The 16241-nt window shown below is 49.9% G+C and carries 15 protein-coding genes and 4 tRNA genes; all 19 read right to left on the bottom strand.

Annotated features, from left to right (window positions below; translation table 11 throughout):
* Nucleotides 1-258: 258 nt before the first annotated feature.
* On the bottom strand, nucleotides 259-1476 hold the full coding sequence (locus RTV33_RS12640; protein WP_312644817.1) for an MFS transporter: 1218 nt from the start codon (nucleotides 1474-1476) through the stop codon (nucleotides 259-261).
* A gap of 505 nt (nucleotides 1477-1981) precedes the next feature.
* Nucleotides 1982-2057 (bottom strand) — tRNA-Gln (locus RTV33_RS12635).
* 57 nt (nucleotides 2058-2114) lie between these two features.
* Nucleotides 2115-2191 (bottom strand) — tRNA-His (locus tag RTV33_RS12630).
* Between the two features lie 5 nt (nucleotides 2192-2196).
* Nucleotides 2197-2273, bottom strand: a tRNA-Arg gene (locus RTV33_RS12625).
* Nucleotides 2274-2284: 11 nt separating this feature from the next.
* Nucleotides 2285-2358: transfer RNA gene (locus tag RTV33_RS12620), tRNA-Gly, on the bottom strand.
* Between the two features lie 117 nt (nucleotides 2359-2475).
* Nucleotides 2476-4740 carry an ATP-dependent Clp protease ATP-binding subunit gene (locus RTV33_RS12615; protein ID WP_312644815.1) on the bottom strand — a complete coding sequence of 755 codons (2265 nt, stop codon included), beginning with the start codon at nucleotides 4738-4740 and terminating at the stop codon, nucleotides 2476-2478.
* A 169-nt stretch (nucleotides 4741-4909) separates the two neighbouring features.
* Nucleotides 4910-5446 (bottom strand): CDP-alcohol phosphatidyltransferase family protein, encoded by a 537-nt coding sequence (locus RTV33_RS12610; protein WP_312644775.1) that lies wholly within the window; start codon nucleotides 5444-5446, stop codon nucleotides 4910-4912.
* A gap of 54 nt (nucleotides 5447-5500) precedes the next feature.
* Entirely contained in the window at nucleotides 5501-6229 is a 729-nt protein-coding gene (locus RTV33_RS12605; protein WP_312644773.1) for a CvpA family protein, read from the bottom strand.
* A gap of 92 nt (nucleotides 6230-6321) precedes the next feature.
* Nucleotides 6322-7488, bottom strand: coding sequence for a DUF5711 family protein (locus RTV33_RS12600; protein WP_312644770.1), 1167 nt, complete (start codon nucleotides 7486-7488; stop codon nucleotides 6322-6324).
* A 17-nt stretch (nucleotides 7489-7505) separates the two neighbouring features.
* Nucleotides 7506-8243, bottom strand: coding sequence for a tRNA pseudouridine(38-40) synthase TruA (truA, locus tag RTV33_RS12595; protein ID WP_312644768.1), 738 nt, complete (start codon nucleotides 8241-8243; stop codon nucleotides 7506-7508).
* Nucleotides 8240-9040, bottom strand: coding sequence for an energy-coupling factor transporter transmembrane component T (locus RTV33_RS12590; protein WP_312644766.1), 801 nt, complete (start codon nucleotides 9038-9040; stop codon nucleotides 8240-8242). Before RTV33_RS12590 ends, truA begins: the two co-directional genes overlap by 4 nt.
* Nucleotides 9041-9904: an energy-coupling factor transporter ATPase gene (locus RTV33_RS12585; RefSeq protein ID WP_312644764.1), complete on the bottom strand. Its 864-nt coding sequence runs from the start codon at nucleotides 9902-9904 to the stop codon at nucleotides 9041-9043. It abuts the gene before it with no gap.
* On the bottom strand, nucleotides 9891-10754 hold the full coding sequence (locus tag RTV33_RS12580; protein ID WP_312644762.1) for an energy-coupling factor transporter ATPase: 864 nt from the start codon (nucleotides 10752-10754) through the stop codon (nucleotides 9891-9893). Before RTV33_RS12580 ends, RTV33_RS12585 begins: the two co-directional genes overlap by 14 nt.
* Before the next feature lie 143 nt (nucleotides 10755-10897).
* Entirely contained in the window at nucleotides 10898-11767 is an 870-nt protein-coding gene (locus RTV33_RS12575; RefSeq protein WP_312644760.1) for a class I SAM-dependent methyltransferase, read from the bottom strand.
* Nucleotides 11764-13110, bottom strand: a complete 1347-nt coding sequence (gene glmM / locus RTV33_RS12570; RefSeq protein ID WP_312644758.1) for a phosphoglucosamine mutase — start codon at nucleotides 13108-13110, stop codon at nucleotides 11764-11766. The genes RTV33_RS12575 and glmM overlap by 4 nt, the downstream gene beginning before the upstream one ends.
* Before the next feature lie 52 nt (nucleotides 13111-13162).
* Complete coding sequence (gene ruvB / locus RTV33_RS12565; protein WP_312644756.1) at nucleotides 13163-14218, bottom strand: Holliday junction branch migration DNA helicase RuvB; 1056 nt, start codon at nucleotides 14216-14218, stop codon at nucleotides 13163-13165.
* A gap of 49 nt (nucleotides 14219-14267) precedes the next feature.
* Entirely contained in the window at nucleotides 14268-14525 is a 258-nt protein-coding gene (locus RTV33_RS12560; protein ID WP_312644754.1) for a hypothetical protein, read from the bottom strand.
* A gap of 66 nt (nucleotides 14526-14591) precedes the next feature.
* Complete coding sequence (locus tag RTV33_RS12555; RefSeq protein WP_312644752.1) at nucleotides 14592-15563, bottom strand: hypothetical protein; 972 nt, start codon at nucleotides 15561-15563, stop codon at nucleotides 14592-14594.
* A 65-nt stretch (nucleotides 15564-15628) separates the two neighbouring features.
* On the bottom strand, nucleotides 15629-16231 hold the full coding sequence (gene ruvA, locus RTV33_RS12550) for a Holliday junction branch migration protein RuvA (RefSeq protein WP_312644750.1): 603 nt from the start codon (nucleotides 16229-16231) through the stop codon (nucleotides 15629-15631).
* Between the last annotated feature and the right edge of the window lie 10 nt (nucleotides 16232-16241).

The raw sequence follows: 16241 nt of genomic DNA, 5'->3' as shown, positions 1-16241 counted from the left end.
ACATTTTGTCGCCGACAGCAGCCCCTTTCGGTTTATTGCAGCAATCTTCATTCGTATCCACTTGTTTAGTTCTAAACCCGCAAACCTTCAAATGAAGTAACAGAACTATTAAGTGAAAACAGTTTTACACTATAAGTTTGTTAGCTGTAGCTAAATAAAAAATAAGACACTTGGTACACCGTGCACCAAGTGTCTTATTTTTTTAAAGTTACTCCTTCAAGTAAAAGTATCTGCGAGCATCAGGCGGATAACCATGAATCAGCTGTCGCAACAGTGTTTTAACGATGGCATCATTGCTGAAACAACTGCAAGCAACAGGGTGAGCACTCCTAAAATAAAGAACCATTTTTCTACACCAATTACTTCGGCAAAAGTGCCGGACAGCACAAGACCCAGCGGCATTGCTACCATACTGATACTGGATGATAACGACAGCACTCTTCCCAAGTATTCTTCTTTAATTTTCATCTGTAAAATTGAAGTTTCAACACCCGTATAGAACGGAACAGAAATGCCCATTAAAGCAGAGAGAAAAACAAAAACCGCCAATCCAGTGGGCGGCAGTAGCCCGGTTAGCATTACACCGGCACCGTACAAGGCTATTGACCCTGAGATAGCCTTCGCTTTATTAATTTTGCCTCCAAACATGCCCAGCAATAAAGAGCCCAGCAGCATACCAACCGAAAAGACCACTTCTACTAGGCTCGACTGAGCAAAAGTTCCACCAAAATACGTCATTGTAATCAGTGGATAGAGCGTACCGATTGGAAAATAAATCACAGCATATAAAGCACTAATTGCCAAAAGTGAGGTCAAGCCTTTTTCTTGTTTGAGGATAGAAAGACCAGCTTTTACCTCTTTTATCACATGAGGTGCTGTACTATGGCTTTGTCGCGGCAAATTGGGAATTGCTACAATGCATAGCATCAATACTGCAAACAACGCGCCGCCTACATCAAGCAAAACAATGATATTTAAATCCCACAAGCCAAACAAAACCGCTGCGATTGCAGGACTTGCCACCATGGAAACCGATTCAAAGCTTTGCGAATATCCGGCATACTTGGTTAGTTGATCTTTCGGCACAATCAGTGGCGTAACAGCCTGCAGTGAAGGATAATGAAAAGCCGTACCAATAGAACGGATGAACAGCACTGCCATAATCATCCAGATTGGAAGATCTCTCCAAAAGCCTACCACTACCAAAACAAGGCTTGCTGCTGCAATCAGCAGGTCGGACACGATCATGATTGTCTTCCGGTTGTAACGGTCAATGTATACCCCTATAAATGTCCCGAGTATCGCTTGTGGAAGAAAGCCTATCAAAGTAGCAAACGAAAGAATTGCTGCCGAGCCTGTTTTCTCAGTCAAATACCATACAAGTGCCATCTGTAAAACAGAGCTGGTTAAAATAGATACCGCCTGCCCCGACCATAGCAGAATAAATTTTGTTTTCCAGTTTTGCGATTTCAGCACAGCAGCTTCCCCCCTTGTAAAACAGAAGGGATGCGCTGACCAAGTGATGCTCTTACCCCTGCAATCCAACTTCCCAAAAGCTGGACATTCAATGCTTTTACTTCCTTCATTTTTGTCTCCTCGTCGTTCCTCTTTGTTACCTTCATTTATTGTAGCCCTCATAATTTGTTTGATAGCATTGAATATTTACAAGTCATTCCTTGCAGATATCCAACCAACTCTATCTCCTCATTCTTAAAAGAGCCACTCAATCCGTAATATGTCGTTGTGCTGAATTATCTTTAGTCTTTGTTAATACATACAGCTTTATTTCATATGCAAGTGCTTTAAAACGTTGATGGGCGTTCCGCTCCCATGCCCTTTTTACAAACATATACGCATGGAAATTGCCGCGATGTGTTATGGCATTGGAACTGTTATCGAGATGGCTGACCTTGCCTTAATATCTATTTCAAAAATAATGGCACCGAAAAACCACATCAGCAGTTTATCAGTGCCATTATTTTGGTTGGGCTGGCTGGATTCGAACCAGCGGGATGACGGAGTCAAAGTCCGTTGCCTTACCGCTTGGCTACAGCCCAGTATTTGAATACAGATGAGCAATACCCAGTGCATCGCTCATCTGTACTCTTTGGTTATGGGGTGGGTAATCGGATTCGAACCGACGGTCTTCAGTGCCACAAACTGACGCGTTAACCGACTACGCTATACCCACCATATTGGCGCGCCAGAAGGGACTCGAACCCCTGGCCTACTGCTTAGAAGGCAGTTGCTCTATCCGGCTGAGCTACTGGCGCCTATGGATAAATGGAGCGGGTGATGGGAATCGAACCCACGCGACCAGCTTGGAAGGCTGGAATTCTACCATTGAACTACACCCGCATCTGCTTTTCAGCGACGGATTTTATTTTACCAAATAAAATGAGATTTGTCAAGAGGAAACTTTATAGTTGATGAAAATTATGGGGACATGGCATTCCATGCCCCCATATCACATGCTTATAGCGTTAACAATTTCATTTCGCCGTCCTGCGTGGTAACCTGTATGCCAGCAGGCGGTGCGTTCAGGCACTCCACAAGCAGACTGCAGATTTTATCCTCTACATTTTTGCGAATCACTCTGCGCAGGTCTCTTGCGCCGCTCTTCTTGCCGTAAGCCTTTTCGGCAATCCACGCAAGCACGCTGTCATCATAAATAAATTTAATCCCCTTTTCTGCCAGCGGCTCTGTGAGTTCATCCAGCATCAGAGCTGCAATCTTCTGGAAATCGTTCTGATCCAGTGGGCGGAACACCACAATCTCATCCACACGGCCGAGGAATTCGGGGCGTAAGAATTCAGAAAGCGACTTGTAGGCGCGCTCTTTCGCAACCTCTCCGGGGCGCTTTTCAAAGCCCATAATCCCCTCACGGCGCTCGCTGCCCGCGTTTGAGGTCATGATAATGACGGTGTTCTCAAACGAGACGGTTCTGCCGTGAGCATCGGTAATTCTGCCCTCGTCAAGAATTTGCAGCAGGATATTCATAACATCGGGGTGCGCTTTTTCAATCTCATCAAACAGCACTACCGAGTATGGCTTGCGGCGCACCTTTTCGGTGAGCTGCCCTGCCTCGTCGTAACCGACGTAACCCGGCGGTGACCCCACGATACGCGACACGGAGTGCTTCTCCATAAACTCCGACATATCCAAGCGAATCAGCGGGTCTGCCGCATCGAACAGCTCCTGAGAGAGCACCTTGACCAGCTCAGTTTTACCTACACCGGTGGGCCCCACAAAGATAAACGACGCGGGGCGGCGCTTTGCGGTAACCTGTACGCGCGAGCGGCGCACTGCGGCTGAAACAAGCTCAACTGCCTCATCCTGCCCGATAATTTTTTTCTTGAGAATCGGCTCGAGCCGCGCCACCTTGGTGAGCTCGGTCTCTTCAATCTTACTGGCGGGGATGCCCGTCCAAAGCTCGATCACGTGCGCCAAATCCTCGTGAGTTACCGCAGCGTCCAACGCTGCAGGCTCCAGCTCTTTCATTCTATCGTCAATGCGAATCAGCTCAGCTTTAATCTGCGCCAGCTTCTCATAGTCAACCTCGGTATTTTGCTCGGTCTGGGTCTCTTCTTCCTTGATTTTCGCATATTTCAGGTTCAGAGTATCGAATTCGGCAAGTTCCTTGTTGCGCAAAGAGGCACAGGAACAGCCCTCATCCAGAAGGTCGATTGCTTTATCGGGTAGAAAACGGTCGGTAATGTAACGCTCGCTCATCACCACAGCGCTGCGGACAATTTCATCCGACACTTTGACATGGTGGTAACGCTCGTAATAGCCTTTGATGCCCGTGAGTACTGCAATGGTATCGGCAATAGACGGCTCGTTGACTGTAACCGGTTGAAAACGACGTTCCAGTGCTGCGTCTTTTTCAATGTATTTGCGGTACTCCTCAAAGGTAGTGGCACCAATCACCTGAATTTCGCCTCTGGAAAGCGCAGGCTTTAGAATGTTCGCGGCATTCATACTGCCCTCGGAATCGCCCACCCCCACAAGGTTGTGCACCTCATCGATAAACAGAATGATATTGCCCGCTTCACGAACCTCTTCGACAAGCCCTTTCATACGGCTCTCAAACTGCCCACGGAACTGCGTGCCGGCAACCAGGCCGGTGAGGTCAAGCAGGTGCAGCTCTTTACCGAGCATTTTTGGGGGGACATCGCCATTCACAATACGCTGTGCAATGCCCTCAGCAATTGCAGTTTTACCCACACCCGGCTCGCCGATGAGGCAGGCGTTGTTCTTGGTGCGGCGGTTAAGAATTTGGATGACGCGGTAAATCTCATTATCTCTTCCGACAATCAAATCCACCTTTCCGTCCGCAGCCTTTTGGGTAAGATTTTCGGTATATTGGTCAAGATATTTACGCTTTTTCTCTTTTTCCTTTTTCTCTTTTTTACCACGCTCACGGGGCGGAGCATCGTCCTGTGGATCCGGGTTGTTTGCCGGCTGCCCGCCGAACAAATTTTGTAAAAACGGGAATGGCTGTGCGCCGCCCATCTCAAAGTTTTCATCACCGTCGGGGTTCATCATTTCCATCAGCTGGTCATCCATCTGCGCCATATCGTCCTCAGAAAGGCCCATCTTCTCCACCAGGTCGTTGATGGGCTTAATACCAAGTTCCTTTGCACATTGCAGGCAAAGCCCCTCATTTATGGTTTTGTCGCCCTCCATACGGGTCATGTAGACGACTGCAACCCTTTTTTTGCATCTGGTACACATCATATTATTCATAAAAGTACTACACACCTCATTAATCTCTTAGTGCTTGAGTATTATTCTGTATCAAAATGTCATTGCAACATTTCCATTCTAGTATACTGTGTTGTTATGAACGCATTATGACAAAAATTTTGTATATTTATCAATATATACTTTTTTCGTAAGATTTGTACTACTCTTTCTTTTTATTTAATTTTATAAATACCGGAATGTACATTAAAAATGCAAACAGCATAAACATCGCCATTACCACAAGCAGGCCAAATACCAGCTGTGTTTTGAGGTTGGGGAACCCGATGATCATCAGCATCACCACATAGAACACCACTGTATAAAGCTTACCAAACCATTTTGAGCCATCCAGCCTTTTATCGCGGCGATAAAGCTTCAGCCCCGCCGCCAGCATAATCAACTCTTTTATAATAAACAGTGCCAGAATCACCCAGAACTCGGGGTAGCGAACCCCCAGCAGAATGCATACCGCAGCCTGTGTCAGCTTATCTGCAAGCGGATCAAGAATTTTGCCAAGCTGTGTAATCATATTAAACTTGCGCGCAATAACACCATCCAGAAAATCAGTAATACCGGAGATAAGCAAGATCAGTGCTGCAATATAAAACCACGGCTGCTCATTCGCATTCAGATACACATACCCAAAAACCGGTATCAGCGCAATTCGAAAAACAGATAACATATTGGGAATATTCATACTCCTTGTACTCCTTCGCATATCAAAAAATACACAGCTGTAAGCCGACGGTAATTAGAAATTACCGAAATGATTTAAAAGCTCGAAGGGATTAAGCCGCAAAAACAACCGATAGGTATAGGTTTGCTCGAGCAGACCCCTGTTTAAGAAATGGAGGGAATCGTTGGTAAGCGTTAAGACAAGCTGCAAAATTACAATAATTACATATAAACTGACCACGCCGGTAAAAAGCCCCATGATACCGCCGAGAATAGAATTGAGCGGCCCAATGAGCGGAACACGGTTTACACTGTAGAAAAAGCGCGTCAAGCTGCGCACAACTACCATTAGTACCGAGAAGAATACGATAAACAAAACCATGGTAAGCATGCCGATGATTGCAGGGGCAAACACCTTGTCTACCACCAGCTCAGCGGTATTCGAGCTGTACTCGCTGAGTAGCTGTGAAAGCTCACTGGCGTTGTAACCGCCAATGTTCAGCATTCCGCCGATATACGCGGGCAGTGCTGCCAGCAGGCTCGCCGCGGTTTCGGCAAACTCCATACCCCCAGGCAGTTCGTCAAGAACACCGTGCACGCGTTCCACCAGCCCTGAGCGAAAAAAAGTATCAAACAAAGCGGGGGCCACCATTTTGGAAAGTGCCCATGCGGCTGTAAGCGCCGCTACATACCCGATAAAACTTACCACAGTAGCGGCAAAGCCGCGGCGTGATGAAACATAAATATAGTAAAGCAGTAAAATTACCGCTAGTATGTCGTAGAGATATGGCAGAAATTCGATCATTCCACTTTCCTTTCCCGCTGATCATGTGTTCTTTTAATAGAACGATTCTAACCCCAACAATATAACACAGTTTCAGTGTAAATTCAAATTTTCTAATTAAGCGTAACCTTTTCAATTGTATCGGGGGTAATAATGTAGGCGCTGGCATCAACCGTTTCCATAGCAAGCGGCTCAAACGAAAGCGCTTCGCTCTTTACAGCCTTACCCGACAGGTCAAAGCTTTGCAGTTGGCCATCCACCACAATGCTTACACGGCTGTCGCCGAGGTTCATCAGCTCGGTGTGGGATGATATCTGCTGTCCCCAAGCCTTAATGCCATCTGCACCCAAAACAACAAGGTCGCTGGTTTTATCTTCGCGGTAATCGCCAAACATCAATGCGGTGTAGCCGGCACTATTGTGGTCAAAGCTCATCAGAGTCTCGTGCTGATAGTGATATTCCTGCGTAATCGCACCGCTTGTGGATAGCTGAACCGCTCTGCGGTCGGTGATAACATTCACCCCATGCGAAGTGCTGTCGATCGAATGGATGAGCTCTCCCACAAATTCCTGCGAACCGGTTTTATCTTTCTGGTTAAAACGGAACAAATGCACCGACGAAAGCAAGTCACCCTCGCGGGCGCTTACGGCGGCTGCGGCAATGCCCTTGCCATCGTGCGAAAAGTTGAGCGCGGTAATGTAATTGTCGGCAGAAAGCCATGTGAATTTTGCAGGCTCGCTAAGCTGGTTGTCGTACACCGTCATCTGCGCCACGTAGCGCTGTGCCGAGGTTGCCACTGCCACCTCGCCACGTTTTGAAATATCCCCCGCGTAGATGGGATATTCAAACTCTTTTTGGCTGACGGTACGTGCCAACGTCTCAACCCGCAGCTTTTTTCCGCCGCGGTCGTAAATAAGAATGCGCCCTCCGCCAATTTTTACGACAGGGTTGGAGTATTTATGTTGGATGCTGCGAACCCCTTTGCCGTTCGCGTTGTATATGTACAGGTTGGAGTCGGTAAGCACCGCAAGGTTGCTACCAATATGATAGGTGCCCCGCACCTGCTCCCCCGGAAAATCCAGCGGATAGCCGTCACCCGAGCCCCAACCCGCGATCATATCCTGCACATAATCGGTAATACCGATGGTGTTGACCTCATCCTTTAGGGCATACAACCCTATTCCAACGCAGGTAAGCAAAACCAGCAGCAGAATACGCCCCAGCAAAACTTTTCTGCGCCGCTTTTTTCGTATTTTATCGATATCTGTAAGCTCTGTCATACTTAACCTCCGCTGACTCATTCGTAAAATACTTCATCCAGATACAGCCCGCATGCCGACATGGTTTTACACTCCACCCTGCGTACACCCTGTTCCATAATACGCGGAATATCCTGTAAATTCAGTCGATTTTCGCTTACGGCAATTACTGTACCTACCAAAATACGCACCATATTATAAAGAAACCCGTCGCCCTCCACATAGAACTCGACGAGGTCGCCGCTTCTGCAAATGCCGCAGGCTGTGATGGTGCGCACCGTATTCTCCTGCGTGTTCTTGCCGCCGCAAAACGCCGCGAAATCGTGCGTACCCACAAACAGGTTGCATACAGCCTGCGCCTGTACAACATCAATGGTGCGAAAATAGTGGTACGCAAGTCCTTGCAAAAACGGGTTTTTTGCATCGCTGTTCCATATTTTATACACATAGCGTTTGCCCTTGCAGCAATAACGGGCGTGAAAATCCTCCGGTACGTCCTCGGCACAGCGCACAGCAATGTCATCGGGCAGCACGGCGTTCAGCGCCTTTTTTATGCTCCACAGGGGCATTTCGGTTTCGGCACGAAAATTAAGGCAGTACCTATTTGCATGCACACCCGCGTCGGTGCGCGAGCAGCCCTTTACGTCATACCGCTTGCCAAGCACGCGCTCAATCGCGTCTTGCACCGCTTCGCATATCGTAATTCCGTTGCTCTGCACCTGAAAGCCGTGGTAGTTGGTACCCAGATAACAAATGGTTAATTTAATGTTTCTCATAGCAAAATATTAATTGCAAACACGCCTGCAATGCACAGCGCAACAAACGCAGCGCATACAAAGTCCACCGCTTGCATTTTAAGCTGCTTCATTCTGGTTCTGCCGTCTCCACCGCGGTAGCAGCGGCACTCCATAGCGAGGGCAAGTTCATCTGCACGGCGAAATGCCGAGACAAACAGCGGAATCAGAATCGGAATGAGCGCTTTTGCACGCTGAATCAGCCCGCCGCTTTCCATATCTGCACCTCTTGCCTTTTGTGCACTCATAATTTTATCGGTTTCTTCGATCAAGGTCGGGATAAAGCGCAGCGCGATGGTCATCATCATGGCAAGCTCATGCACGGGGAATTTTAGCTTTTTCAAAGGGCTCATCAGGCGCTCAATACCATCGGTAAGCGCTATGGGCGAGGTGGTATAGGTGAGCAGCGAGGTGCCTGCGATAAGGCAGATGATGCGCACTGCCATTAAAATAGCGGTGTTTACGCCCTCGCGTGTGATGTTGAAGATCCACCATTTGAAGATGGATTCACCTTCGATGAAAAACATGTTCAAAACAGCGGTAAAGAGGATGATGGGTACCACGGGTTTTAAGCTTTTGAGTATCATCCTCGGGGGGATGCGCGAAACGCCATAAGCGATGACCAAAAATGCCACGCCCACAAACAGCCCCCAAATGTTGCTTGCCACAAACAGCAGCACCACATAGGCGAGCGTGAGCACAATTTTCATGCGCGGGTCGAGCCTGTGCAGCGCCGACTTGCCGGGAAAGTACTGCCCAATTGTAATATCCTTTAACATTTAGGCCTTCCCCCCTTTTGCCAGTGTTTGCAGCAGAATCTGCTTTGCCCGCTCCACGGTATAGACATTGTTGGGTACGGGGTAACCGTTGCCGGCAAGCCCCATAAAGATGCGGGAAATCTGCGGTACTGCAAGCCCCATGCGGCTTATCTCATCCGCATGCGCAAATACTTTTTCCACATCGTCGTATAAAAACACTTTCGCCTGGTTCATTACCAGCACTTTTTTGGTGTATTTTGCCACGTCCTCCATGCTGTGCGATACCAGCAGCACGGTGTTTTTCTCCTGCTCGTGGTACTCACGAATCTGCCCTAAAATCTGTTCGCGCCCCTTTGGGTCAAGCCCTGCTGTGGGCTCGTCTAAAATCAGCAGTTTGGGGCGCATTGCCAGAACGCCTGCAATGGCAACACGGCGTTTCTGCCCGCCCGAAAGCTCGAACGGGCTTTTTTCAAAATGGTGCTCTTTGAGCCCCACAAACGCAGCGGCTTCGCGCACACGCTTATCAATTTCGGTTTCGTCCAGCTTCATGTTCTTTGGGCCGAACGCAATATCTTTATAGACTGTTTCTTCAAACAGCTGGTATTCGGGGTACTGGAATACCAAACCCGCCTTAAAGCGTACCGCGCGAATATCCGCGCCCGTGCCCCAGATATCTTCACCGTCGATGTACACCTTGCCGGAGGTGGGTTTTACCAGGCCGTTGAAGTGCTGAATCAGCGTACTTTTGCCCGAGCCGGTATGCCCGATAACGCCGACAAACTCGCCCTCTTCAATTTCAAGGTTGATGTCCTCAATCGCCGTCTTTTGAAACGGCGTGCCCATTGAGTAAGTATAGGTCAAATGTTCCGTTTTAATGATGGACATGGTTTTCCTCCAGTAGCTTTTCTACAGCCTCGATGCATTCTTCCTCCGAGATGATATCCTGCGGGATGTTATAGCCCGCCTTTCGCAGTTCAAACACCAGCTCAGTTGCCTGCGGCACATCCAGCCCAACATCCTTCAGCACCTGCACATGGCTGAACACCTCTTTGGGTGTACCGTCCAGAATAATCTGCCCGTCATCTACCACCACAACGCGGTCGCACTTTGCAGCCTCGTCCATATAATGGGTGATGAGCACCACGGTGATACCATAGGTTTCACCCAGCATACGGATGGTCTTCATCACCTGCCGCCTGCCGTGAGGGTCGAGCATTGCGGTGGGCTCGTCGAGCACAATGCAGTCGGGGCGCATAGCGATAATGCCTGCAATGGCAATGCGCTGCTTTTGCCCGCCCGAAAGCTGATGCGGTGCGTGCTCGCGGTATTCGTACATATGTACCGCTTTCAGCGCGTCATCCACACGTTTACGAATCTCAGCCGGCGGAACCCCCAGATTTTCCAGCGCAAACGCTACGTCTTCCTCCACAATGGTGGCGACAATTTGATTGTCGGGGTTTTGGAACACCATGCCCACTCGCTGACGAATGTCGTAGATGCGCTCCTCGTCCTTAGTGTCGATGCCCTCGACAAGCACAGTGCCGCCCTGCGGCAGCAAAATGGCATTAAAATGTTTTGCCAGTGTACTTTTGCCCGAGCCGTTATGCCCGAGTACTGCCACAAAGCTGCCTTTTTCAATATCGATAGACACGTCCTTTAGTACGCTGCGCGTCTTCCCCTCGTCGTAGCTTTGGTAAGCAAATGTGATATGCTTTGCGCTGATAATTGGTTCCATAGTCATTTTCCTTACTTTTGTGGGATCAATGCTCCCCGTATGTGGGAAGTCATTGTCGGATTTATTTCAGTTTGTATTGTTCTTATTTCAGTTGGTTCGGGTGTTTTTACAACTGAATGTCCATTTGAGCTGTTCAAACAGTACTAGTCCGCCGTCTGCCAAATTGCGGTAGAGCCGCAAGGCAATGCATAGCCGCTTTCGCGCACCGGCAGCCCGATTTCGGAGGACGAAACTTCGCCCTTATGCTTTTTGCCCACGGTAACACCCAGCAGATATTCCATTACCGATGCAGGCAGACCTGTGGTGTAGGAGTTGAGCACGAAGAACAGCGGGTTGTCCGACAGCACTTGCGAACATACATCCACAAGGCTGTACACCTGTTCTTCCAGCTTCCAAACCTCGCCGCCGGGGCCTCTGCCGTAAGACGGCGGGTCCATAATCACCGCATCGTAGGTGTTGCCGCGGCGAATTTCACGCTCCACAAATTTCTGGCAATCATCCACAATCCAGCGAATCGGTTTGCCCTCAAGCCCCGAAAGCTTTGCGTTCTCACGCGCCCAGTTCACCATACCCTTGGATGCATCGACATGGCACACCTGCGCACCCGCCGCCGCACATGCAAGGGTTGCACCGCCGGTGTAGGCAAACAGGTTCAGCACCTTAATGGGTCTGCCTGCTTTTTGAATCTTGTCCATAAAGAAATCCCAGTTTACTGCCTGCTCGGGGAACAGCCCTGTGTGCTTAAAACCGGTGGGGCTTACCTGAAAGGTGAGGTTTTTGTAGCGAATGTTCCACTGTTTTTTCTTCATGCTGTATTCTTCCCACGTACCCCCGCCCGAGGACGAGCGGAGATAACGCGCGTTGGCTTTGTTCCAGTCGGGGCAGGTTTTAGGGGTATCCCAAATGATCTGGGGGTCGGGGCGGATGAGCAGTACATCGCCCCAGCGCTCCAGTTTTTCTCCGCCGGAGGTGTCGATAATTTCGTAATCTTTCCAGTTTCCGGCTATTCTCATAGTGTCTCCTCTATCTGTTTTGCAATGGAGTTTGCAATCTCATTGATCTGCGCTATGTCTGCACCCTCTACCATAACACGGATGAGCGGCTCGGTACCGGACGGGCGGACCAGTATTCTGCCATTGCCCTCAAGCTCTTTTGTATAAGTGTCAATGCTGTCCCAAACAGGCTTTGCATCGGGCAGCTTTTCTTTTTGTTCTTTTCCCGCATGTACGTTGACCGAAACCTGCGGGTATTTCGTCATAATATTTTTCAGCTCAGAGAGCGGCTTGCCGGTACGTGAGATGACATCCAGCAGTTGTAAGCCCGAAAGCTGACCATCTCCGGTTGTCATATGCTCTAAAAAGATGATATGCCCGCTCTGCTCACCGCCGATTTGATAGCCTTCTTCCAGCATCTTTTCGAGCACATAGCGGTCGCCCACCTTGGTGGCATGCACGGTAATGCCGTTTGCCTCGCCAAAACGGAAGAAACCGAGGTTGGACATCACGGTGCCAACCATCGAATCGCCTTTGAGTGTACCGCAGTCTTTCATCTGCTTTGCAAAAATAGAGATCATAATATCTCCATCAATCACAGTGCCTTCGCTATCCACTGCAAGGCAACGGTCGGCGTCGCCGTCAAATGCCAAGCCCACATCGAAATGGTTGGCTTTTACATATTGCGCAAGACGCTCTACATGCATCGAGCCGCAATCCAAATTCACGTTGACGCCGTTGGGGTTGGCATTGAGAATCGTAAGCTGCACCCCCATATCGGCAAAGATGCTTGCTGCGGTACGGCTTGCACTGCCGTTGGAGCAATCGAGTACCACTTTGAGGTTGCTCAAACGGCCGGAAACAGTGTTTTTGATGTGCTGCACATAAAGGCTGACCTTGTAGCGGTCATCGGTTACTCTGCCAATTTCATCGGCAGCAGCGTATTCAATTTCCTCCGCCTGATCGAGAACAATCGCTTCGATCTCTTCTTCATCTGCGTCCGAAAGTTTGAAACCCTGTGCGTTGAAGATTTTGATGCCGTTGAACTCAAAAGGATTATGGCTTGCGGTGAGCATAATGCCCGCGTCTGCGCCCAGCTCCTTTACCAAATATGCCACTGCAGGGGTAGGCACTACTCCCAGCAAAATAACATCTGCGCCCACAGCGGTTAAACCCGCAGCCATCGCACTTTCCAGCATATCACCTGAAATTCGGGTATCCTTCCCCACCACAAAGGTGGGTTTACCGCCCTTTTCACGCTTTAAAATCATGCCCGCCGCTTTGGCGATATCCATTGCAAGCTGTACGTTTAAATCTTGGTTGGCTACGCCACGCGCACCGTCAGTTCCAAAAAGTCTCCCCATTCATAACCTCCGTTCTGCCGGATACCGGCAGATTATTCATTGTAACAGTATCTTATATCTCTTCGATTCCCAGCTGTTCAAACTCAGCCGGTTTGTTCGGGCTTTGGTTCATATGCTGGTAGCCCGGCAATGTGACGCAGCGCCCGCGCGGTGTGCGGGTGAGAAAACCAAGCTGCATTAAGTACGGCTCATATACATCCTCTATGGTTATGCTTTCCTCGCCAATCGCAGCGGCCAGAGTATCCAGCCCAACGGGGCCTCCTGCATAGTTTTTAATCATTGTTTCAAGAATGATACGGTCGATGTTGTCGAGCCCCAGTTCGTCGATTTCAAGCCTGCCCAGTGCCTCGGCGGCAATCTGCGCATGGATGGCCCCGTCGCCCAGCACCTGTGCAAAATCGCGCACGCGCTTGAGCAAACGGTTTGCAATACGCGGCGTACCGCGGCTGCGCTTGGCAAGCTCGCGTGCACCGTCCTCGTCGCAATCTATTCCTAGAATGCCCGCACTGCGCTTTACAATGCACCCCAGCTGCTCCGGTGTGTACATCTCAAGGCGCAGGATGACACCGAAGCGGTCGCGCAGCGGGCCTGTTAGCTGCCCCGCACGCGTGGTAGCACCAACGAGCGTAAAATGCGGCAGGTCAATACGGATGCTGCGCGCACTCGGCCCTTTGCCGATGATGATATCGAGCGCGTTATCCTCCATCGCGGGGTAAAGAACTTCCTCCACCGCTCGCGACAGACGGTGTATCTCATCTATAAACAGTATATCATTTTCGCTCAAATTGGTGAGAAGCGCTGCAAGATCGCCCGGTTTTTCGATTGCAGGCCCAGAAGTAATGCGAATATTCACATTCATCTCGTTGGCGATAATGCCCGCGAGCGTGGTTTTTCCAAGCCCCGGAGGACCATAGAGCAAAACGTGGTCAAGCGACTCGTTTCGCCCCTTCGCCGCCTCGATGTACACCGAGAGGTTCTGCTTGGCCTTCTCCTGCCCAATATACTCGGAAAGAGTTTTTGGGCGCAGCGAATTCTCCGCGTCAAAATCTTCCCCCGCGTATTCCGGTGTGATGATTCGGTTTTCAAAATCCATCTCGTAGCTATCCATGGTTCCTCCTGCGGCTCAGAGCCGCTTTCGTGCCGCTCCGCCGTTTCTATTATTCTATGCTGTTTTCTTCGCACGGCTTGGCAGCCGGCTTCGCCTTTTCTTTTGTTGGTTTAGGGGTTGGTACTCCATCACCAGACGTACACCCAGACCTGCCCGGCTTGGCCGCGGGCTTTACCCGCCCCGCCCGTTTGCAGTAGGGCGGGTGTTTTTTGTGCAGCCTGTGGTGCTCGAGGCACTCGGCACATTTGCCAAAGCGCGGACAGCTCTTAATCTTGCAGTTGCAAGCCTCTTTGCCGTTTTCTAACATAAGCTCCTCCTGTTTTTTGGTTTGGAATTCTGTCAGTTGTACAGCGCGTTCTGTCGTGCTTTGCACCTATGCAATGGGTGCAACACTCTTTATAGTAACATAACGGTAGGTGCCGTCATCGTTTTTTGCTAAGGTATACTCAAGGGTATCTTCTAATACAAGCTGCAGAGGATCGGAATAAAGCTCGATGTAGAGGACTTTGTTCTCCTCGGTTTCATCGATGCGCACCACACGGTCGTTGGTGTGATTTCCACCTCTGCCCCACATAAAGTAGCGCTGCTGTTGTTGGTCGAAAAAGCGAGAATCGGTGCGGACAAAACTTTCAGCTCCGTAATACTTCCTCGCGGCTTGGTCAAGCTGTGCCTGAGTCATTCCGTCGGGGTTCTCACTGCTGCCTAATGCAACCAGATACTCCACATCCAAATCGTCGGTCAGCTCATCGGGGGAACTGAAGGGCTTACTCATAAAACCAAAGTTCCGCGCCTGCATCACCTGTTCGGCCGCCTTGTCGGCATAAAGCAGCTCGTCGGCAATGTATTTTTCGGCAGGGGTAATCGACAGAATCATGGGAACAGGGTCATACCCGCTGCTGCCCACCCGCATAATATACCGGTGGCTGCCGGTTTTCAGTAAGGTTGTTCCTGTATCCTGAACATTCATTGTCAGCTCAAAGATACCGTTGATACCCTCCGATTGTAGTGCGGTATCTGTAATATCACTCAGCTTGACCGCCTTCCAGTATTCGCAGCGGCCTTGGGGCGATTCATAGCGCTTTGCAAGCAGTTCCATTTCATCGGTATCCCCTGCTTTCATCGCGGTGATAAAGCGCTCGACCGCTTCTAGTGCTGTTTGAGGAAAGTCGCCCTGCCCATAGAAAGGCTCGGGCGGAGCCTGCTCGGGCTCGCTTGATGCGCTGCTTGCAGAATCGGAAGCAGAAAGCTCAGACGATGTTTCAGCAGGCGGCTGATTTTGAGCCATGCCGCAGCCTGCAGTGCCAAGCAGCAGAACCAAAACCAATAATCCCATTGCTTTTTTCATTGTGTTGTCCTCCTTCACTCGTATGCTTCCCTTGTTACCAATAAGGTTATACTCCGCCCGCCGCGCTATTTGTAAGATGACAGCGCTTTTAGCCCGCCCTTGATCAATTCCTCCACCGACAGGGTGCTGTCGAGCTTGGAAATTGCCACCGCGGCGTCGCTGCGCGAGTAACCAAGTGCCACCAGCGCACCGATTGCCTCAGCTAGGCCGCCTGTGCCAATATCTGCTGCTGCGCTGCTTTCGGCAACCCCTAAGGTAAGGTCGTCGCTCGACACCTTATCTTTGAGCTCCAGTACAATGCGCTGTGCAATTTTATTGCCAACACCGGGCGCACGGGTAAGCGCTTTATAGTCGCCCGCTGCAATGCAAAGCGCCAGCTTTTCGGGGGTGAGGTCAGAAAGAAGCGCCAGCGCAACCTTCGGCCCCACACCCGAAACTGTAATCACCATTTTAAAGAAATTAAGCTCCATGCTGCTGGCAAAGCCAAACAGATCGAGCGCATTATCGGTAATATGAAGATAGGTATAGAGCAGCACTTCTGCCCCTTGCTTTGGCAGGCTTGCCAAAGTGGTTGCGGTTGTTTTGCAGCCGTAACCCACACCGCCGCACTCCACCACAGCAATGTTGGGGGCGGTATGTACAAGCTTACCGCGCAAACTGTAAATCATAGGATTATCC

Origin of the sequence: Hydrogenoanaerobacterium sp. (assembly GCF_032017025.1) — a bacterium.
In the GTDB taxonomy this organism is placed as follows: domain Bacteria; phylum Bacillota; class Clostridia; order Oscillospirales; family Ruminococcaceae; genus Hydrogenoanaerobacterium.
This window is presented reverse-complemented; position numbering and strand designations above follow the sequence as displayed.